The organism is Moraxella oblonga NBRC 102422, from assembly GCF_001598275.1.
In the GTDB taxonomy this organism is placed as follows: domain Bacteria; phylum Pseudomonadota; class Gammaproteobacteria; order Pseudomonadales; family Moraxellaceae; genus Moraxella; species Moraxella oblonga.
Genome location: NZ_BCYQ01000008.1, coordinates 66,909 through 86,368, shown reverse-complemented (window position 1 = coordinate 86,368; position 19,460 = coordinate 66,909). Strand labels below are relative to the sequence as shown.

Sequence of the window (19,460 nt, the reverse complement as noted above, 5' to 3'; positions counted from 1 at the left end):
AATTTGGGTTAAAAGTGCATTATATGCACCAATAAAATTTACTATTTAAAACCATTAAAATTTTAATGGTTCATATTGCACAGTTTTAAATAATTATATCAACCACCAACAGATTTTATCAATCTGCCTTCTCTATTCAATCTTGGCAATTTATCAAGGCGATTATTTAATATTCTGCCTTGATACAATAATTGTCCATTTTCTACGGTTAATAGGCTGCTTGGCACGAGATTTTTCTTTGCCCAAACAGCTTTTTTATCAAACTTTTTACCTGTTTGAGAAAGTTCATAAGCCATACCTTTATCCACATCAAAGAATGATTCAAAAGAATGGGTATAAAGTTTTGAAATCTTAAAACTGGTTTCAATACGATAAACCTTTTGCCCAAATAAATGGTGTTTTTCAGTAATATACCGACTAAGGTTAAATGGTTCGCCTGTAAAATCACCTTTTCGCCAATAATACTCATATTCTCCAAATTTATTTGGGTTTTTTAATGCCCCATAATCCGCACACGACAAGTTATTGCCAAAAGTTCGTTTTAATAACTCAATCTCTTGTTTGGTTAAATCCTGATGAGAAAAAAGCAATGACACATAAACATCACGATAAACAGCCAAATTGATTGGTTTTTTGCACACATTATCATCAACAAAAGATTTGTCATTCACAAGGTCGGGCAATATAAAATAATTTAAATAACCTTTGTTAAGCAAAGATATTGGCAACTGAGTAAAATTTGGTTGGGGAAAATTATCGCTAATAAACACAAAATTACCCGTTTCAACCCATTTATTGTCCCCATCATCAATCTTTTCACCGTCAATTAACATTATGGACAAATCTTTCTCAACATACCATTTTAAATAAATGTTACGGGGTGTAACATTTTCGCATCGTTCGCTACGAGCTTGTTGCCACAAGCTTTGATGCCTACGCCCACTTGTATTACACGGCCCCAAACACACACATCCAGACAAATGCAATGCCCCAAATCCAAGCGTTCCCAATAATAGTTCTCTGCGATTCATTTTAATTCCCTAATTGACACCAAAAATTAACCCACCGAAAATCCACTGCCAGTAATGCTAATGTTCGGGTTAAATAACTTTCGGTCCATTTTGCCAAAGCGTTTTTGTAATTGATTGGGCATTTGATTCACAATCCCAATTACCGAAAGTTTATCAAGGCGATTTAATACTTGACCCCGATATAATATCTGCCCATTGGCAACGGTTAATAATGCCGTAGGGATTTGGTTTTTATTTGCCCAATGTGCTTTTTTATCAAGCATTAACCCTTCTTGTTTGGTAATGGCATACATACCTTCATTATTATCGGCAAACAGATGCGTAAAAGAATGCCCATATAATTTGCCATTTTCCAAACGCACCTGAATCCGATATACTTTTTGCCCTGCCAAATGATGTTTGCTAGCACTGTATTGATAATCGGTTGAATTTGGTTTTTGCCAAGTCGCTATTGAACCGTCAAGAGTTGAAAAATCTGCATACCACAATTCATCGCCAATCGTCTTTTTTAACACCGTAATTTCTTGTTTTGTCAAATCTTTTTCAGCAAATAAAATAGAAAATTGTATCGTTCCTTTATTGTCAAGCCACAATTCGGCACTTGCCAAAGGATTGCAGAGTTTGCCCGTAACTCTTGGCAATTCTATATCAGCTAAATAACCCTTATTTAATAAGCCGATTGGCAATTTGACAAAATCAAATCCCAATTCGTTTTTGGTATTATTTTCATAAACAAAAGCATAATTGCCATCTTTTATGTCATTATTACCCAACCGATAATTGCCATAACTTAAAATGACCATTGCCGAATGATTAAAACCCCATAAAATTCGTGTATGATTGCTATAAAAATTATCGCAATTTCGGTTAATTTTCTCATCTATTTTGCTTTCTGGCAATTCTCCTACTGGCCCAAACCCTGCTAGCACAGAGCAGCCCGATAATCCAAGCGTTCCAAACCCAAGCGTACCAAATAATAATTCTCTGCGAGTTAGCATAATCATTCACCCATTATTTTACCTTTTTCCACAATATTTGCTCATTTTTATTTTCAAAAGATTGTCTGTCCAATAACACATAATCTGTTAAAATGGTTTTGGCGGTTAATAAGTCCACTTCACAACCATTATAATGATTGGACGATGAAAATAAATTTGTCAATTTACCAAACAATCCTGATTTTGATTTATGATTTTGCAAAAATGGATATAATTTTTCACTTTCAATTTTAAATAAACCATTGTGCAAAGCATCAACCTCAATGCAATCTTTGACTTGACCGCCGTCTTTTTCATTGCGATATAAACTAAAATGGGTCAAACTAATGGTTTTTTCAGCACTTTCAAAAGGTAATTTGCTGTTTGCTAAGCGTTCGCTTAACAATGTATCTAATTTATCCAAAGAAAATTCGCCTTTTTCTACAATATCTACATTTTCATCATAAAAAAATAAATATACCATTGTAATTTTCCTATTATAAAAAACACCATAAAAACCAGTTTTGGGTTTGGGTGTAGGTCATTTTGTTGTTCCTATCAAATTAAAAAAATAAATTTTTGATTGTCATCAATTACATCAAAATCATTTGGCATTTAGTTAAATTGGTCATCTTGAATTTTCCAATCAAAAGTTTGACAAAAGTTTATTGCCCATTGCCAATACCATTTTTCAACATCGCCATCATCATAACAAATCATACTAACAAAGTTAATCTTTTTTGGCAAATTATCATCATTCACACAATACGAATTAGGATTATCAGTCAATGCCAATACAACGGATAATTTTATCAACTTATGCGAAAATTCATAAACATCATTTTGATAAAATTGATTTTCCAATAACCAATCTTTTAACTCATCATAATTTTGCCAAGTGGTTGGTTCTTTACCAAAAATATCAATATACCAAGTCATTGTTGATTGTTTTAACTCTATTCACAAAAAGCCGAATAATGCTCTTGGATTGAAATAACTTTTCTGCTGACTTTATCAATTTCTTTTCCTTCTTGGGTAGATAAAAAAGGAAAAAATGAAAATACTTGATTGCCGTCTAATTGCTTAACTTCATCTTGCCAATTTTGCCAACGAAACCCTTGATAAAATTGCTCCAAATCGCCAGTCAAAGCCCACTCAATAAAATGCGAATAAGTGATATTTAAATCTTCCCAAGCCAATAAATCGGGAGCAAAATAATAAATCATTCCCAAATTATCGCCCAATCCACCACCGTTAATGGCAAAATAACCGCCAAGTACATCATCAGCAATCAACAAAAATGATGGCACATCGCCAATATTTTCAAAAGATTTTCCTTTATTCCAGCCACTAATGGTGCGGTTTAATTTTTTGCCACCCGAACCCAAAATTCTAAGCCAACCATTATCTATTAACATTCCACCTGTTTCATAAATAATCGCTCCCATAGGCGAACGGGTCGTTACTTGATTGGCAAGCAATTCTTGTTCTGCCTGCTCTTGATTTTTTGGAATGATTTCATAAGGTTTATTGGCGTTATTTAACCATTCTTGTATCAATTCCCAAGCAGGTTCATCTAAGTTTATTAACTCTTGTAAGGTTTTCATTATTTAAATTACCAAAATGATTAAACATTATAAGATTTGGCTTATTAACAAAATTAAGAAAAAAATCAAAAATTAGATTTTGTATGTAATTTTTTGCCATTTATTCAACGCATTAAAAATCACAACATTCAAAATAATAAGCTCCCTTTTCATCGCAATGTCCATAATTGCCCGTTTTTTCATCTGGGTCATTGGAAATATTATGAACCAATTGCCATTCTATCGCTTGGGAGCATTTTTCGCCAACGGCATAAATAATATCTTCTTCCCTTGGCAAAATATAATAACCACCATTAACATAAATCAATTCATCGCCCGAAAAAGTATCGCCAACACATACCGATTGCAATACTTGTTCTTTATTCAGCACATCAGAACCATTATCCCAAAAATAATATTCTTGATAACGCTTGATTGTTTCAAAATGATTCTGAACAATAGTAGTTGGCAAATATAAACGCACATAACACCCACCAAAAATACCACCACCAAATCGTGTGATAAAATCTACATAACCTTGTTCAAATTTATGTCCAATTTTTTGTTCACACGCTCTAAGTTCATCAGTCGTTACAGGATTTAATTCTGACGGATTGGTAATATTTAAAGTCAAATGATTAAAAGTATGGTAATTATTCATAATTTTCTCTAATATCACCCAAACCACATTCATCCAAAATATGCTGTTCACATTCTTTTGATAATAATTTTAACTCATTGTCAATATCATCAAAATCAATGTCTTTATTTTGATTTTCATTGGCAAATAATCCAAAAGCAGGAATGGCATTTAATTAACTTTGATTGTGTGGATTATTGACAATCATTTCTCCACACACCCCAAAACCACCTCCGCTACCGTTTTTGCCACTTCTTTTTTGGCGTTTTTTTTGGCGATTTGTGCCATTTGTAGGCATTTTTGGCGGTCAAGTGTGCCTAAAATCTCACTCAATTTTGTCCCAGACAACTGCCCTTGCGGTAATAAAATCCCTGCCCCCTTGTCGGTCAAGCTCTTGGCATTAAAGGTTTGATGGTCATCAACAGCGTGCGGTAGTGGAATAAAAATCGCCGCCACACCAACACTGGCAATCTCACTGACCGTCAAAGCCCCCGCTCGGCAAATCACCACATCCGCCCACGCATAAGCACTTGCCATATCATCAATAAACGCCATTGGCACAAAAGTGTGCTTGTGCGTGTCAATGCCCGCCTGTGAGTACGCCACCAGCATTTCATCAAAATTTTCCTTACCGCATTGGTGTTTGATAGACAAAGGCTTATCGCTAACCTTCAACAGCTCCACAATGGCTTTGTTAATCGCAGACGCCCCCAATGAGCCACCCACCACCAAAACCTTTAAAGGCGTTTGGTCGTCCTTTTTGTACCGTTCATCAGGTGGGGCAAGTGTCTCAATATCGGCACGCACAGGGTTGCCTACCGTCATCGCCTTATCACCAAACGCACTGTCAAAGGCTTGTAAGACTTTGTCGGCATAATTTGCCAAAGTTTTGTTACTCATTCCAGCAATGGCGTTTTGTTCGTGAATGATGAGCGGTTTTTTGCACCATTTACCCGCCAGCCCCCCTGCCGAACTGACATAGCCACCAAAGCCGACCACGACATCTACCCCATTGTTTTTGATGATGTTTTTGCTTTCCATTACTGCACGAAAGAGCATAATGGGCATTTTTATCATTCGTGCCAAGCCCTTGCCACGAAGTCCTTGCATATCAATTGTGTTCATTGGGTATTTATCGCCCACCAGAGCGTTTTCCATACCCATAGGCGTACCAAGCCAAAGCACCCTAGCCCCTTGTTTTTTAAGTTCGTCAGCCACTGCTAATGCTGGAAAAATATGTCCGCCTGTGCCTGCTGCCATGATAAGGATTGTGGGCTGTTTGGTCATTTTCATGCTCATTATTTTCAATAAAACTGCTTATTTTGTAACAAAAAAAAGGAAATTACAAGGGGAAATTGACATAGATTGGAAAAATATTACTGTGGCAAACTTTATATACATTTCATTACAAAATTGATAACTTAGCTTAACACAATTGGCATTTTACCTTTTTTCGCTGATAAAATTTGTTGTAATTTTTGTATTCTATCAATGGCATTTTGAGTGGATTGATTGGCTTTTGCCATGTCGTCTGGCAGGACATGACGAGTATTCTTACCAAACAATATGGCATCAAATAAATGTCTAGTATGCATATTATCATGACAATAATAATTGACGCCAATGGCAAAACCATAATTCTCAAACAAAGTTGCTACGCTTGTCGTATCAATGGTAGCCAGTCCCAATGCACCATCTTCACCACCAAATTTTTTAAATAACTCATCATCATCAAATCCACCCAATGCCAAAAAATAAGGGCGATAAAATGCTGTATTGCCCGCCCCACTCATTTCAAAAACCCTCCATGCGGTCGCAAAATTGGGATGATTGGCAAAATGCTCTGACAAATCAATAGGTGTCATTGGCAAACGAACCAAGCCCACATCAAAATGCCCAAACACCATAGCACACGCCTCTAATGCTTGGGGTTGATAACTGTCGTCTGCATCCAAAAAGGCAACGTAGTCCGACTTGGCAAGCATCGCCCCAAAGTTACGAGTCATTGCCACGCCTTTGTTTTGAGTAAATTTTTCAGTACAAATTTGTTGTGGATACTGGTTTTGTAAAAATGTCATCACTTGCCAAGTATCATCGCATGAACCATCATCAATCAAATAAATCTTACCCAAATTTCTCTGAATCAAAACACTCTCCACCGCACGCACCAAAGTATGGGCGGTATTATGGCAAGGAATGATGACATCTATTTTTAAATTTGACACAATCAATCAAACTTGGTTTCAATAAATTCAATAAATTCCACCGCAATGCTTGTGCCACATTGCTCATCAATCTCTCGCACGCAGGTGGGGGAGGTTACATTGATTTCGGTGATGTAGCCACCAATCACATCAAGCCCCACAAAATACAAACCTTTCTCTACAAGTTTGGGGGCAACTTCATTTGCCAACGCTCGCTCCCTATCAGAGAGTGCCATTGCCACGCCTGTACCGCCTGCTGCCAAATTGCCCCGTGTTTCGCCTGTCGCTGGAATCCTTGCCAAACAATAATCCACCACCTTACCACCAACAATCAAAATCCGCTTATCGCCATCTTTAATCTCTGGAATAAACTTTTGTGCCATAATGGGTAGTGTTTCATTTTGGGTCAAAACTTCCAAAGTCGCCCCAATGTTTGGACTATCAAAGGTCAAACGAAAAATCCCCATTCCGCCCATTCCATCAAGTGGCTTGACAATCACATCGCCGTGCGTTTTGATAAATTCACGAATATGGCTTTGTTTTTGGCTCACAGTCGTTGGCGTCATCAGATGAGGAAATTGGGTGGCAAACAGCTTTTCATTGCACTCTTTGACACTCATTGGGTCATTGACCACCAACACCCCTGCTCGTTTGGCAAAGTCCAATAAATACAAAGCATACAAAAACTTCATATCAAAGGGTGGGTCTTTTCGCATTAAAATTACATCAAAATCGGTGGCTTTAATGCTTTGTTTTTCACCCAATTCATAAAAATGCTTGGGGTCTTTAAATACCATCAATGGCTGGCTATCAATGATAAGCTCGCCATTTTTTAGCCACAAATCATTGATTTGACAATAATGTAAAGAATGATTTTTGTCTTTAATTGCCCACGCCATTGCAAGGCTTGTGTCTTTTTTATAGTTAATGGTTTTAATATCGTCCATTACGATAAGAAAGTTTAGAGATTTCATAAGTTACCTTTTAATTAATTTGAGTTGAAACAATCATTATAGATATTGCTACTTTAAATAAACTCGTTCATATAAAGCACCATCTTTGCCAAATTCTGCCAATGTACCATCAATATCAAGCCAAACTTTTTGAGTTGGGTTATCATTTAAATTATAACCCACAGAAGTCCATACACCAGACAATTGATATGGCTCATTATCAAGTTCAACAGTTAATAAAAATTCAAATGCAATACCCGCCCCTTTCAAAATGACAAAATTTGAGTCATCATCTTGTTTAATTGCTCTTGTTAGCCAATCAGGATTACTGGTTACACAAAATTCTTGCAAAATGGAATTTGCTTTTTGTTCTTTTAAAATATCTTGTACAGAATTAAAAATCTCTATATAAGGGGCATCACCATACAACCACTCTAACATATGTTTGGTTTCATCTAGTTTTTTAAAATCATTCACAATCTTTTATTCCTCCATTCATCAAATCAAGGTGCGTATTACGCACCGTTTTAGGGTTAATATTAAATTGACTTAGATGATTTCGTATTTTTAAATATCTTCATATTCACTTGAAATATAGTCATCACGCAACATTCTAAGCATTTTGGTACCCGTCAATTTAACATCCATACCCAAAACATCTTTCTTATACCGCCGTAAACCATCAGCCAGCCAATGATTAATTAGGTCGTGTCGCTCCATAGCAGGCACAAATTTTTCAATATCAGCAAAAATATCATCATCTACATCATAATATTCTTGTAATTTTACCATTTTATTCTACGCCATATTCTTGACGATATTGAACCATTGATTGATATTCATCGTCCGTGCCATTTTTTGCCACATACTCAATAATATCATCAAAACTTACCAATGCCAACACAGGAACCCCCAGCTCATCGCCAAGCTCTTGGATAGCCGACTTTTCGCCCTGCCCTTTTTCTTTGCGGTCAAGTGCAACGATGATACCAGCCACCTTTGCCCCCACACCATCCAAAATCCCCACCACTTCACGCATTGCCGTGCCTGCGGTCATCACATCATCAATCACCCACACGCTTTTGCCAGTCAAATCCGCCCCAACCAGCATTCCGCCCTCGCCGTGCGTTTTGGCTTCTTTGCGATTATAGCCCCAGTGGGCATTGATTTGGTGATTATTATAAAGCGATTGGGCGGTACTGGCAACAAAGGGAATGCCCTTATATGCCGCCCCAAAAATGGTCAAATCGTCGGTGCCCGCGTGCTTTGCCAAAGTATCGGCATAGCCATCTGCCAACACAGACAAAAGTTCGCCAGTCGCCAGTAGCCCTGCATTAAAAAAATAAGGGCTAATGCGTCCTGATTTTAGGGTAAATTCGCCAAATTTGAGTACGCCATTGTTTAGGGCAACTTGAATAAAGGTTTGGGGGTTAAAAGACATTTTGACTTCCTTAATTACACTCACAAAATAGTTAATAAAAAAATTAAGTAATTATATTGCCATTCTTAAAGTGCCAATGCTCTAAATAAGCACTGGAAAACTTTTCTATAAATTCTGGCATTTTATGTATATCTTGATTGGGAGAAAAATAGCCATTATCAATCGCCCAATCATATATTGGATTATCAATGGGATATTGGGTTAATATACCACTTAACCGATAATCCCTTATCCATTTAACAGCATTTTCTTTATTTGAAAATACCGCAGAAGCAAAATTGGCATTATTACCTTGAAAAACAAAAATAACATTCATTCTAATTTATCATTTATCAATTTTTAATTCATTATGGGTTAACTTAAAATAATCCACATAAGTTTGCAAATAAGTTGTACCAATACCGCAAGTACTAATATGGTCATAATAAATTTTGGTGGGCTTTTTATCCCAATTTCCTGCACCAGAGAATTGATGTAATAAAATAGAATGTTTTTTGATTTTTACCAATTTACCCAAATAATAAAGATAAATTCCAAAGGCATTTTCATCAATATCAAAATAGGATACTTCTTTGATACTACTTTTAAAAAATTGTTTCCAATTTTTTATATCGTAATCCACCTTAAAATCAATGGTTTGATAAATACCAAATTCTTTTAACATTTGTGTTTGGTATTCATTACTCAGATTGGTATAATAATCTGATATCTCTTTTTTATTGATAATCAAAATACCATCTAAACGCAAATTGGATACTTGTCTTATCATCAATAAATTTTTACTTTCTTTTAAAATAAAACCATAAAGGTCACACAAACCTACCTTTTGTCTTTCAATGGTAACCAGTTGAGGTTTTGTCATCAATCATACCCTATCTACCAAAAACGACACCACATCGCCAATAGCCCTACATCAAAATAAAGACTCACACAACCTAATTTTAAAGTAACTTGCCCAACTTTAAATACACCATCATTTAGAGCGATTTAGATACAGTTTTGGCAGTTCAAAGACACGGCAACTTCCTTAAAAGACCATTGTCGCCATTATACCTCAAAATAAAAAAATACGCCAAACAAACATTTGGCGTATTTTAAGCAAAGCAATATTAAGCTTTGGCGGCAGCTTGGGCAGCAGCAACTTCGGCAGCAAAATCTTCTTGTTTTTTCTCGATACCTTCGCCCACTTCTAGGCGTTTGAAGCTGATTACTTTGGCATTTTGAGCTTTTAGCACATCACCAACTTTTTTCTCATTGTCAATGACGTATGGCTGATTAACCAAAGTAACTTCGTTTAGGTATTTTTGGATACCGCCAGTAATCATTTTTTCTACCACGTTGTCAGGTTTGCCTGATTCTTTGGCTTTTGCAGTAATGATGTCTGTCTCACGAGCCAAGATATCAGCAGGCACGCCCTCTGCATCTACCGCAATTGGGTTGAAAGCAGCAACTTGCATGGCAACTGATTTGCCAAGCTCATCATTACCACCTTCATAAGACACTACCACGCCAATGCGTAGACCATGGCGATATGAAGCAAGGTTGGCACCCTCGATGATTTCGGCACGGCGAACTTGGATATTTTCACCAATTTTTTGAACTAATGCCACACGAGCTTCTTCTACGCTTGCACCATCACCATAAGGCAAGGCAGAGATTTGGGCAACATCTGTGGTGTTGTTGGCAAGTGCCAATTCAGCGACTTTGTTGGCAAATACAGTAAAGTTTTCGTCTTTGGCAACAAAGTCAGTTTGGCAGTTGACTTCCAATAGTAGTGCCTTACCGCCATTTTGAGCGATGATGATTGCACCATCAGCTGCGATGTTACCTGCTTTTTTGGCAGCTTTGGCTTGACCTGATTTACGTAGGTTGTCAATAGCAAGCTCAATATCGCCACTCGCTTCTTCTAGGGCTTTTTTGCATTCCATCATGCCAAGTCCAGTACGTTCACGAAGTTCTTTAACCAAAGATGCAGAAATTTGAGTCATGGTAATTACCTTTTAAAAAATTAATCTAACACATCATCATGATTGATGATTTTTATCAAAAAAGGCATGAACGTTTAGACAGACATTCACGCCTTTTATAAACAATCTAATGATTATTCAGCTTTTTCGGCGTTTTCTTGAGCTTGCTCGCCACCTTTGCCTTGAGTCTTGGCATATTCTTTACCTGCAATGATGGCATCAGCCATAGCAGTAGCATATAGATTTACCGCACGGATAGCATCATCATTGGCAGCAATAACATAGTCTACGTTGTCAGGATTTGAGTTGGTATCTACGATACCGATGACAGGAATGCCCAAGTTTTTGGCTTCTTGGATAGCAATAGATTCGTGATCTACGTCAATCACAAACAACACATCAGGCAAACCATTCATATCTTTGATACCGCCCAACGCACGTTCCAATTTTTCCATATCACGAGTACGTTCCAATGCTTCACGTTTGGTTAGCTTGGCAAAAGTACCGTCTTCAGCTTGCTTTTCTAGCTCTTTTAGGCGAGTGATAGATTGGCGAATGGTTTTCCAGTTGGTCAAAGTACCACCCAACCAACGATGGTCAATATAAGGCATGCCAGCACGGGTCGCTTGCTCGCGAACTGCTTGGCTTGCTGCACGCTTAGTACCCACAAATAGGATTTTGTTGCGGTTGGCAGCTTCTTTGTTGGCAAAATTCAATGCTTCGTTGAATTGAGCAACGGTGTGTTCTAGGTTGATGATGTGAATGCCGTTACGAGCACCAAAAATGTATTGATTCATTTTTGGGTTCCAAAAGCGAGTTTGGTGACCAAAATGAGCACCAGCTTCTAGCAAATCACGCATAGAAATTTGAGTAGTATTTGACATAAAAAGTCCTTAAAATGGGTTAAAACTTCCACATTGACAAGCATTTGAATTTATAAACATAAACACCCCAAAAACTTCTATCAATGTGTGGTAGTCTTTCGCTTAAGTGGCGAAGTCGCCAATTATAGCACGTTTTGCCAAAAATGCAACACAAAAATACACGCTGGCTAGTATTTTTGTGTGGTTGTGGGCATGTTTAAGTATAAAAATGTTTGGTTTGGATATCTTAGGGTATGTTTAAGATTGATTGTTATGAATTGAATTTGGTAAAAAAAAACAAGAATATGTTAATAAATGATTAATTCTAAATATGTGTTGTAAATATTTAAAATCATATCTTAAAAATTAAGTCAAACAGATGGTGTATTTTAAATAAAATACAAAATAACCAATACCACCACACTTGGCAAACCCAAAAGTTTAGCAATCATTTTTGCTCTTTTGTCCTGTTTGGCAAAAAATCGTGTACATAGAGAAATAATGATGGATAGTACAATTAAATTTATGGCAAAAGTTTTGGGTTTTTCAAAAGCAAAATAAGAACAAAGAGCCAACGCCAATACGATTGAAGAGAGTGTATCAATAACGCTAACAATCATAAACTCTTTTTGGTTGCGTTGTTCGTTGTGTGGCTTCGTCATTGGAATATTCCTATGTTTTTATCATCAGTACTTTTGTACTGTATTAGGGGACACCTTGGATATTTTACCAAAAAATAAACCAAAATCCCAGTCAATACCAACGCTTTTAAATTGGATTTTTTATAAAAATTTGTTAGAATATGGCAAAATAACAAACCAATAAATTTTGTGGGAGGGTAAACCATGATTATCTCATCAGCATCTGATTATAGAGAAGGAGCAAGAAGAAGACTACCTCCATTTTTGTTTCATTATATTGACGGTGGGGCGTATTCTGAGAAAACTTTGGAACGCAATGTATCGGATTTGGCAGACATTGCCTTACGCCAACGGGTGTTAAAGGATATGTCAAGCCTTGACACTTCTATGGAGCTGTTTGGCGAGAAATTTTCTATGCCTGTGGCATTATCGCCTGTTGGCTTGACAGGTATGTATGCCAAGCGAGGCGAGGTGCAAGCTGCCCGTGCCGCCGACAAGCACGGCATTCCTTTTACGCTTTCTACTGTATCAGTTTGCCCCATTGAAGAAGTGGTGCCAGCCATTAACCGCCCAATGTGGTTTCAGCTTTATGTACTAAAAGACCGTCAATTTATGACCAATGTACTAGAACGAGCCAAAGCGGCTGGCTGTTCTACCCTTGTCTTTACAGTGGATATGCCTGTGCCAGGGGCAAGATATCGAGACAACCATTCTGGTATGAGTGGTCCTAATGCAGCAATGAGACGCTATATGCAATCGGTATTTTATCCGCATTGGGCGTTTAATGTTGGGCTGTTTGGTCGTCCGCACGATTTGGGTAATATTTCCAAATATATGGGCAAGGCGATTGGGCTTGAAGATTATATTGGCTATTTGGGAGCAAATTTTGACCCATCTATTTCTTGGAAAGATTTGGAATGGATTCGTGAGTTTTGGGACGGTCCAATGGTCATTAAGGGTATCTTAGACCCAGAAGACGCCAAAGATGCCGTGCGTTTTGGGGCGGACGGCATTGTGGTGTCCAACCACGGTGGTCGCCAGCTTGATGGGGTGCTATCATCTGCCAAAGCCTTGCCAGCGATTGCGGACGCTGTTAAGGGCGATATTAAGATTTTGGTGGATTCTGGTATTAGAAATGGGCTTGATGTCGTGCGAATGCTGGCAATGGGTGCTGATTGCACGATGATTGGGCGAGCCTTTGTTTATGCTTTGGCAACACACGGTGAGGCTGGGGTTGCCAATTTGCTAAATTTATTTGAAAAAGAAATGCGTGTGGCAATGACCTTGACAAGTTGTGCCAAGATTAGCGATATTACGGCAGATTGCTTGGTAAAAGCTGAAAATGAATTGGCAAAGATGAGTAAATAAACCGATGAATGATAAAAAAGCCAAATCGCAGGGATTTGGCTTTTTTATTAGACTTCCTGCAAAACTAGGTTTTCCGTTCGCCCTGAGCTTGTCGAAGGGTGGCGGAAAACCGTTATGGTTCGACAAGCTCACCACGAACGGTTTTCCTTAACTGTGGGATTTTGCAGGAAGTCTATTATGGATGTTTTGGCTTACGCCTAAAATCAGTGGTGGGAGAATCAAACCAAACATCACAATCTGGTAATTGTTCTAACAACCAATCAATCTTAGTATCGTCAAATTCATATTCATCTGACCCAAAAGACAAGTCTTTTAATTGTTTTAATGATGCCAATGGACTCATATCTATCGGTGCATCCATATCCAGCGTTATTAATTTTTGCAGATTTTCAAATCCACTAATGTCAATGGGTTGTCTTGCACCGCCCCACATTGATAAATAAGTTAAATTGGTCAATTGGGTTAATGGCGAAACATCAGTAAAAAAATTGACCGATAATTCCAAATATTCCAAATTTTTTAATGTGCCAACATACTTTAATTGCTCATTATCATCATTGCAATTTTCGTACAAATCCAAATATTTTAAGGTTTCAACATGAGCTAAACCACTTAAATCTTCCACATAATTTTCTTGTAATGATAGATATTGTAGGTGTTTAAAATAATGCAATGGCGGAATAGAATGCACAACCGTATGTAAGCTCGGATTAACATCATTACGGTCATAAGCAATATGAGTTAATTGGAATATCTTTTGCAACAATTCATCCGAAATGGTATTTGGAATGGGATAACTTAAATAAAAGCTCACATCAGTGCTATCAAGAAAAGCTTTATCAACTTGCACTTCTAGTTTATCTTGATGATTGGCACAAACCAAAAAAATGCGTTGCCATAGCGTTGGTAATGCATTCCACCAATCAAAGTGTTCTTGACAAATATCAACACGATAATTGGTGTTTAGGTATTTATTATTTTTGCTTGGCACAATAACATTATCTTGCAAATAATTCATTTCAGTAAAAACATAATACAAAACCAATTCTTGATAAGTTTGTGGTCGTTCTTCATGTACGTGATATGCAGTATATCTATGATGGCAATTTTCTATAAAAAACATATCCCTACGGCGAATACTGACCGTGGGATAACCATGATTTCTTAATTCTAAGTTCAAAATGGCAATCGCAAATATTTCGTTGTATTGATAAAATGGTTTTAATACAATAAACATAAAAAACAAAGTTGCAATCGCAATCAGTGGGTGCTTATCTCTCAACAAAATTTGGTAATCACGACTTGCCTTTTCCAAAAAATCATCTAGAACGATTTGTTGGTGAATTTTGCCACGCCACAGATAGTTTTCATCAGTTCGTACATTGCCATTAGGCACTAATAACTGATACATTTCAATCATGGATTGAGCAGTTAATGTTTCTTTTGGTTGTGCTTTGATTTTTTGAAAAAATTTGGCAAATTTTAGAAATTCATTCAAATCTTCACCAACACTAACAATCCCTTCTGTCTTATCCGTCAAAAACTCATAAGCGTCTCCATAACCCAACGAGTCATTTACCCGATTTAATACTCGCCCAGTTGAACTTTCTAACAAAAACGCATTATAAAAAATGTCTGCCCAACTTTCATCATTAAGATGGCAATTAGGATTTAGGGGCAATAATTCATCTATGAGTTTACAATACTTGGGAAGTTTTTTGCGTTTTATCCAACTCTTTTTGCCATTGGCGGAATGTTTCTTTTGACGACATCTCTCAACAATGCCAGCAATCTCTTGACTTCTTGGATTATTGTTTAATATGGAAAATTTTAAAAGTTCCCACCTATCCCAAAAATATGGGCAAGTATAATCTATTTTGTCATTTTTAATATCATCAATCAGTTGTTTTGACCATTCTGAAAACTCTGGGTCATTTTTATTAACAAAGTCTTCCATCTCAAATTGTCGTACACCATTTTGGTCGTAGGCAGTAAGGATAGATAGGTTAATTTTTGCAAATTGGGTATCAAAATGATGATAGACACTTTTTGCGTGCAAACGCTCAGAAACACCAGAAAAAGCATACATAATCACCCCCTTAAATAAAAGTAATTTTGGTTAATCTACCACAAAACAACCAACCATACAATAAAAAACAGCCCCCATGTTGAGAGCTGTTTTTTATTGAATGATTAAGCGGTTTTCTTATCAAGACTTGCCATAAAGCCAAAGAATGCCAAAGGCCAAATCACCGCACCAATCCACCATATAGGGTTAAAGATTAATGCCAGACCAACCAGTCCTGCTTGAATGGCATAATAAGTCATTGCAATCAGCGTTTTTCTAATAATAAGCCCTTCACGGTTTACCATACCAACCACCGCACAGGCTGCCACGACATTGTGCACGCTAATCATATTACCAGCCGCACCGCCGACAGCTTGTAATGCCACAACATTGCTGGCATCATTAACATCAAGACCGATTTGGCTTGCTGTACTCCATTGAAAATGGCTAAACATCATATTAGATACGGTGTTAGAACCTGCGATAAACGCCCCCAATGCCCCAATCCAAGGTGCAAACAGTGGCCAAGCCCCTTCAAATAGGTCAGCCGCCCCAGCCGCCAAAACTTTTGGCATTGCCAAAATCGGCTCGGCAACATCAGGCGGTGTGCCAGAGTTGATGAACACTTGTACCATTGGAATGGAGAACAGCAAGGCAGGAGCAGCCGCAATCATGGTTTTGCCAGAGGCACTCCAGCTTTTTTTGATGGCATCGCCTTTCATACCAAAAATAAAGATACTAATAATAGATACCAAAAGGAGTACAGTAGCTGGCGAATATAGTAGCTGTGTGTCGTTTTTAATACTTGTACCCAAGATTTCTTTAAATGAAATCACCCCATGGCTGGTTAAAAATGCCTTTAAGGGAGCGATGGTACGAGTGGCAATCAAAATCCCAATCACAATCAAATAGGGTGAAAATGCTTTTAGTGTTGAGAATTTGGAAACTTCATTGGCGTCAACTGTTGTTGCTGGTAGAGTGCCTTTCCATTCTTCTTCCCAGTTATCACGATGAGCAAAGTCAAAGGTGGTTTTGGGAGTTAAAAAGCCCTTTTTGGCGGCGGTAATAACAATGCCAAGACCGATGATTGAGCCAACCAACGATGGCAATTCAGGGCCGACAAATTTGGCGGTTAAATAATAAGGTATGGTAAAGGCAAGTCCTGCAAAGATGGCAAAGGGCAGGGCTTCAAAACCTTGACGGAATGAGCGTTTTTCGCCAAAAAATTTGGTCAAGAAACAGCACAAAAGTAGCGGAACAAGTGTACCAACCACAGCATGAATAAAGCCCACATTGGCACCGATTTGTATAATATACTGCATAAAATCAATGCCTTGTGAGCCAATGGCACTGGCAACATCATCTTTGTTGTCAAGCCCTGATTTGACCCCAATCAAAATGGGTGTCCCTACCGCACCATAGGATACAGGGGTGGACTGAATAATCAAAATCGCCATCACACACGCCATCGCAGGAAAGCCAAGTGCCAACAAAAGAGGCGCTCCGACCGCAGAAGGCGTTCCCCAGCCTGTTGAGCCTTCAATCAGCGAGCCAAACAGCCACGCTACGATAATCATCTGCACACGGCGGTCAGGTGAAATCCCCATAAAGCCTTGACGAATGGCGACAATCGCACCGCTTTCTTTGATGGTGTTTAGTAGCAAAACCGCCGCAAAAACGATAAATAGCACATTGACCGCCGTCAAAACACCATTGATGGTAGCGGCGGCTACTTGATTGCCTGCCGTTTGCCAGACAAATAATGAAAGCAGGGCTGTTGCGACATAGGCAACAGGCATTGCAATCTTGGCAGGCAGACGCATTACAACCAATAAGATAAAAACAACTAAAATCGGCAATAATGCCAAAAAGGTTAGCATAAAACAACTCCTTGTATGCCAAAAGGCAACATAAAAAAGAAACGGGCAAATTTGCCCAACAAAAGACCAATCCCTACCATTTTATTGGCGTACCACATATTTATAATAATTAAAAAAAACAAGAAAAGAACTTTATATTAATAATTATAAACTGTACAGACATACCTGTTTGTCATAAAATTTTGGGAATAATCTTTGTAGCACCATTCTACTGCTTTTATCAATAAAAATAAATAGATAGCCAATATCCGAAATTTGATATAAGGTATTTTTTAAAAAAATAGCAATTATGTTATTTTTGGTATAGTTTTAAATTTTTAAAATAAAATCAATAAGTTAAAATACCCACACAGACTAATGTTTTACGATTTTTGTAAACATTCGTTAATTTATTGTGATTGCAACAACATCAGCACGTCCATGATACCAAATGGATAACAAAGCAACGTTTTTGGCGTTAAAAGGATTGGAATGCTCGCCCCCAACGCATTGATGATTTCATCACCGCCCTCCATAATATCCAACTCCACGATATTAATGTCATTATTTTGTAAATTTAATGTATTTATCATTGCCATACTTTTTTCGCACAAATGACAACCCTCCGTACCAATCAAATACCATGTTTTATCATCAGGGGTTTTGGCAAAACCTGCCAATAATGTGGCATAAAATTGGTAAAAGTCGGATTGGCTAAGGGCTTGTAGAGCGAAACGATTATGTTGTAGGGCATAAAGCCAATTTGTAAAAGTTGTTTGCATGGCGTTGCCAAATCTTAAAAATAAGGTACAATTATTTCATGTTTATCCAAATTTAACAACCAAAAATACAATCATGAAACCACCAAAAAAAACCAAACTTAACCCCACGCTTGACCCCAAAAGCCCAGCCAATATCAAAAAACTAAGCCAAAAAAAACCAAAAACCAATGCCACCACCAACAAAAAAACCTCCAAATTGTCCAAAATTAAAAATTTACCCAAATTTAAGCAGTTGAGTTTGGATTTTGGGCAACGATTAAACAACAACAATCCACCCAAATCCAAACCAAAGCCACCGCCACCCCCCAAACCGACACCGACACGCACAGGCATTGTGGCGGTTGTGAATGACAAACCCAAAAAACTGTTTCGTTTTAATCTAAAAGGGTTTTTATGGCGTTGGATTATCGCCCCCCTATTGGTCATTGTCATCGTCTTTCATTTGCTTGTGGCGGGACTTTTGGGCATTTGGAAAAATTATCCTGTCAGCAATTCCATGTTTATGGTAACACACCGCATCGGTGGTGGCACAGTCAATCAAAAATGGGTAGATTATGAAAATATCGCCAAAAGTGCCAAACAGGCGGTCATTGCCAGCGAAGACGGGCAGTTTATTTATCATAACGGGTTTGATTTTGACAGCATTGAAAAAGCCCTCAAAAAAAATGAAAAACTTGGCAAAATCCAAGCAGGTGGCTCAACCATCACCCAACAGCTTGCCAAAAACCTATTTTTAAGCTCGCACCGCTCATACATTCGTAAAGCCGAAGAGGTCATCATCACGCTGATGATAGAAAAAATGTGGGATAAAAAACGCATTTTGGAGGTTTATCTAAATGTTGTAGAATTTGGTCATGGCATCTATGGCATAGAGTCGGCATCGTGGCATTATTTTGGTAAACCTGCTCGTGAACTCACCAATGCCCAATCCGCCCTACTTGCCAGTATGCTCACCAACCCCAAATACTACCAAAAAAACCTAAACAATCCCCATTTAAAGAAGAAACAAAAGGTGATTTTAAAACGACTTGGCTCATCTCCCCTACCCCCATAAATCCCCATACAGTAATGTGGTGATGT

23 protein-coding genes are annotated in these 19,460 nt (G+C 37.8%); 3 read left to right on the top strand and 20 right to left on the bottom strand.

The features are described 5' to 3' along the window. Positions 1-98: 98 nt before the first annotated feature. The 17 genes from MOB01S_RS02890 to MOB01S_RS02810 all read right to left on the bottom strand — a co-directional run bounded on the left by MOB01S_RS02890 (position 99) and on the right by MOB01S_RS02810 (position 12,324). A complete protein-coding gene (locus MOB01S_RS02890; RefSeq protein ID WP_066801329.1) occupies positions 99-1,031 on the bottom strand; it encodes a hypothetical protein in 933 nt (310 codons plus the stop codon). 26 nt (positions 1,032-1,057) lie between these two features. Further along, positions 1,058-2,029 (bottom strand): hypothetical protein, encoded by a 972-nt coding sequence (locus MOB01S_RS02885; protein ID WP_157073876.1) that lies wholly within the window; start codon positions 2,027-2,029, stop codon positions 1,058-1,060. Positions 2,030-2,042: 13 nt separating this feature from the next. Continuing rightward, complete coding sequence (locus tag MOB01S_RS02880; protein WP_066801323.1) at positions 2,043-2,492, bottom strand: hypothetical protein; 450 nt, start codon at positions 2,490-2,492, stop codon at positions 2,043-2,045. Positions 2,493-2,623: 131 nt separating this feature from the next. Beyond that, entirely contained in the window at positions 2,624-2,947 is a 324-nt protein-coding gene (locus MOB01S_RS02875; RefSeq protein WP_066801320.1) for a hypothetical protein, read from the bottom strand. A gap of 17 nt (positions 2,948-2,964) precedes the next feature. Continuing rightward, positions 2,965-3,615, bottom strand: a complete 651-nt coding sequence (locus MOB01S_RS02870; protein ID WP_066801317.1) for a DUF2625 domain-containing protein — start codon at positions 3,613-3,615, stop codon at positions 2,965-2,967. Positions 3,616-3,727: 112 nt separating this feature from the next. Continuing rightward, complete coding sequence (locus MOB01S_RS02865; RefSeq protein ID WP_066801314.1) at positions 3,728-4,255, bottom strand: SMI1/KNR4 family protein; 528 nt, start codon at positions 4,253-4,255, stop codon at positions 3,728-3,730. A 183-nt stretch (positions 4,256-4,438) separates the two neighbouring features. Then, complete coding sequence (gene murG / locus MOB01S_RS02860; RefSeq protein ID WP_066801423.1) at positions 4,439-5,521, bottom strand: undecaprenyldiphospho-muramoylpentapeptide beta-N-acetylglucosaminyltransferase; 1,083 nt, start codon at positions 5,519-5,521, stop codon at positions 4,439-4,441. 134 nt (positions 5,522-5,655) lie between these two features. Beyond that, positions 5,656-6,459, bottom strand: coding sequence for a glycosyltransferase family 2 protein (locus tag MOB01S_RS02855; RefSeq protein WP_066801420.1), 804 nt, complete (start codon positions 6,457-6,459; stop codon positions 5,656-5,658). 2 nt (positions 6,460-6,461) lie between these two features. Then, positions 6,462-7,412: a glutathione synthase gene (gene gshB, locus MOB01S_RS02850; RefSeq protein WP_066801311.1), complete on the bottom strand. Its 951-nt coding sequence runs from the start codon at positions 7,410-7,412 to the stop codon at positions 6,462-6,464. A gap of 48 nt (positions 7,413-7,460) precedes the next feature. After that, entirely contained in the window at positions 7,461-7,868 is a 408-nt protein-coding gene (locus MOB01S_RS02845) for a hypothetical protein (RefSeq protein WP_066801309.1), read from the bottom strand. Positions 7,869-7,958: 90 nt separating this feature from the next. Further along, entirely contained in the window at positions 7,959-8,183 is a 225-nt protein-coding gene (locus MOB01S_RS02840; RefSeq protein WP_066801306.1) for a hypothetical protein, read from the bottom strand. A 1-nt stretch (position 8,184) separates the two neighbouring features. Further along, a complete protein-coding gene (pyrE, locus tag MOB01S_RS02835; protein WP_066801303.1) occupies positions 8,185-8,832 on the bottom strand; it encodes an orotate phosphoribosyltransferase in 648 nt (215 codons plus the stop codon). A gap of 43 nt (positions 8,833-8,875) precedes the next feature. Beyond that, positions 8,876-9,148 (bottom strand): DUF7710 domain-containing protein, encoded by a 273-nt coding sequence (locus tag MOB01S_RS02830; protein ID WP_066801300.1) that lies wholly within the window; start codon positions 9,146-9,148, stop codon positions 8,876-8,878. A gap of 9 nt (positions 9,149-9,157) precedes the next feature. Continuing rightward, on the bottom strand, positions 9,158-9,694 hold the full coding sequence (locus MOB01S_RS02825; RefSeq protein ID WP_066801297.1) for a hypothetical protein: 537 nt from the start codon (positions 9,692-9,694) through the stop codon (positions 9,158-9,160). A 247-nt stretch (positions 9,695-9,941) separates the two neighbouring features. Continuing rightward, a complete protein-coding gene (tsf, locus tag MOB01S_RS02820; protein ID WP_066801294.1) occupies positions 9,942-10,820 on the bottom strand; it encodes a translation elongation factor Ts in 879 nt (292 codons plus the stop codon). A gap of 113 nt (positions 10,821-10,933) precedes the next feature. Then, the gene (gene rpsB, locus MOB01S_RS02815; protein ID WP_066801284.1) at positions 10,934-11,683 is read right to left on the bottom strand and encodes a 30S ribosomal protein S2; all 750 of its coding nucleotides are present in this window, start codon (positions 11,681-11,683) and stop codon (positions 10,934-10,936) included. Positions 11,684-12,051: 368 nt separating this feature from the next. After that, positions 12,052-12,324: a hypothetical protein gene (locus tag MOB01S_RS02810; RefSeq protein WP_066801282.1), complete on the bottom strand. Its 273-nt coding sequence runs from the start codon at positions 12,322-12,324 to the stop codon at positions 12,052-12,054. Positions 12,325-12,507: 183 nt separating this feature from the next. Here MOB01S_RS02810 and lldD point away from each other — a divergent pair, with 183 nt between their 5' ends. Both lldD and MOB01S_RS12540 read left to right on the top strand, forming a co-directional pair. After that, entirely contained in the window at positions 12,508-13,671 is a 1,164-nt protein-coding gene (gene lldD / locus MOB01S_RS02800) for an FMN-dependent L-lactate dehydrogenase LldD (protein WP_066801275.1), read from the top strand. 4 nt (positions 13,672-13,675) lie between these two features. Then, positions 13,676-13,822, top strand: a complete 147-nt coding sequence (locus tag MOB01S_RS12540) for a hypothetical protein (RefSeq protein WP_169798112.1) — start codon at positions 13,676-13,678, stop codon at positions 13,820-13,822. 24 nt (positions 13,823-13,846) lie between these two features. Here the strand turns inward: MOB01S_RS12540 and MOB01S_RS02795 are convergent, their stop codons facing one another. From MOB01S_RS02795 to MOB01S_RS02785, 3 genes are all read right to left on the bottom strand, one after another. After that, positions 13,847-15,760, bottom strand: a complete 1,914-nt coding sequence (locus MOB01S_RS02795; protein WP_066801272.1) for a leucine-rich repeat domain-containing protein — start codon at positions 15,758-15,760, stop codon at positions 13,847-13,849. Positions 15,761-15,864: 104 nt separating this feature from the next. Next, the gene (locus tag MOB01S_RS02790) at positions 15,865-17,619 is read right to left on the bottom strand and encodes an L-lactate permease (RefSeq protein ID WP_066801269.1); all 1,755 of its coding nucleotides are present in this window, start codon (positions 17,617-17,619) and stop codon (positions 15,865-15,867) included. A 389-nt stretch (positions 17,620-18,008) separates the two neighbouring features. Further along, on the bottom strand, positions 18,009-18,380 hold the full coding sequence (locus MOB01S_RS02785) for a thioredoxin domain-containing protein (RefSeq protein ID WP_066801266.1): 372 nt from the start codon (positions 18,378-18,380) through the stop codon (positions 18,009-18,011). Between the two features lie 73 nt (positions 18,381-18,453). Here MOB01S_RS02785 and mtgA point away from each other — a divergent pair, with 73 nt between their 5' ends. Continuing rightward, positions 18,454-19,434 carry a monofunctional biosynthetic peptidoglycan transglycosylase gene (gene mtgA / locus MOB01S_RS02780; RefSeq protein WP_084349593.1) on the top strand — a complete coding sequence of 327 codons (981 nt, stop codon included), beginning with the start codon at positions 18,454-18,456 and terminating at the stop codon, positions 19,432-19,434. Positions 19,435-19,460: the final 26 nt, after the last annotated feature.

Bases quoted from the DNA above. Each gene is read 5' to 3' on its own strand.
- MOB01S_RS02890 (WP_066801329.1), bottom strand. From the start codon at position 1,031: ATGAATCGCAGAGAACTATTATTGGGAACGCTTGGATTTGGGGCATTG.
- MOB01S_RS02885 (WP_157073876.1), bottom strand. From the start codon at position 2,029: ATGCTAACTCGCAGAGAATTATTATTTGGTACGCTTGGGTTTGGAACG.
- MOB01S_RS02880 (WP_066801323.1), bottom strand. From the start codon at position 2,492: ATGGTATATTTATTTTTTTATGATGAAAATGTAGATATTGTAGAAAAA.
- MOB01S_RS02875 (WP_066801320.1), bottom strand. From the start codon at position 2,947: ATGACTTGGTATATTGATATTTTTGGTAAAGAACCAACCACTTGGCAA.
- MOB01S_RS02870 (WP_066801317.1), bottom strand. From the start codon at position 3,615: ATGAAAACCTTACAAGAGTTAATAAACTTAGATGAACCTGCTTGGGAA.
- MOB01S_RS02865 (WP_066801314.1), bottom strand. From the start codon at position 4,255: ATGAATAATTACCATACTTTTAATCATTTGACTTTAAATATTACCAAT.
- murG (WP_066801423.1), bottom strand. From the start codon at position 5,521: ATGACCAAACAGCCCACAATCCTTATCATGGCAGCAGGCACAGGCGGA.
- gshB (WP_066801311.1), bottom strand. From the start codon at position 7,412: ATGAAATCTCTAAACTTTCTTATCGTAATGGACGATATTAAAACCATT.
- MOB01S_RS02840 (WP_066801306.1), bottom strand. From the start codon at position 8,183: ATGGTAAAATTACAAGAATATTATGATGTAGATGATGATATTTTTGCT.
- pyrE (WP_066801303.1), bottom strand. From the start codon at position 8,832: ATGTCTTTTAACCCCCAAACCTTTATTCAAGTTGCCCTAAACAATGGC.
- MOB01S_RS02830 (WP_066801300.1), bottom strand. From the start codon at position 9,148: ATGAATGTTATTTTTGTTTTTCAAGGTAATAATGCCAATTTTGCTTCT.
- MOB01S_RS02825 (WP_066801297.1), bottom strand. From the start codon at position 9,694: ATGACAAAACCTCAACTGGTTACCATTGAAAGACAAAAGGTAGGTTTG.
- tsf (WP_066801294.1), bottom strand. From the start codon at position 10,820: ATGACTCAAATTTCTGCATCTTTGGTTAAAGAACTTCGTGAACGTACT.
- rpsB (WP_066801284.1), bottom strand. From the start codon at position 11,683: ATGTCAAATACTACTCAAATTTCTATGCGTGATTTGCTAGAAGCTGGT.
- MOB01S_RS02810 (WP_066801282.1), bottom strand. From the start codon at position 12,324: ATGACGAAGCCACACAACGAACAACGCAACCAAAAAGAGTTTATGATT.
- lldD (WP_066801275.1), top strand. From the start codon at position 12,508: ATGATTATCTCATCAGCATCTGATTATAGAGAAGGAGCAAGAAGAAGA.
- MOB01S_RS12540 (WP_169798112.1), top strand. From the start codon at position 13,676: ATGAATGATAAAAAAGCCAAATCGCAGGGATTTGGCTTTTTTATTAGA.
- MOB01S_RS02795 (WP_066801272.1), bottom strand. From the start codon at position 15,760: ATGTATGCTTTTTCTGGTGTTTCTGAGCGTTTGCACGCAAAAAGTGTC.
- MOB01S_RS02790 (WP_066801269.1), bottom strand. From the start codon at position 17,619: ATGCTAACCTTTTTGGCATTATTGCCGATTTTAGTTGTTTTTATCTTA.
- MOB01S_RS02785 (WP_066801266.1), bottom strand. From the start codon at position 18,380: ATGCAAACAACTTTTACAAATTGGCTTTATGCCCTACAACATAATCGT.
- mtgA (WP_084349593.1), top strand. From the start codon at position 18,454: ATGAAACCACCAAAAAAAACCAAACTTAACCCCACGCTTGACCCCAAA.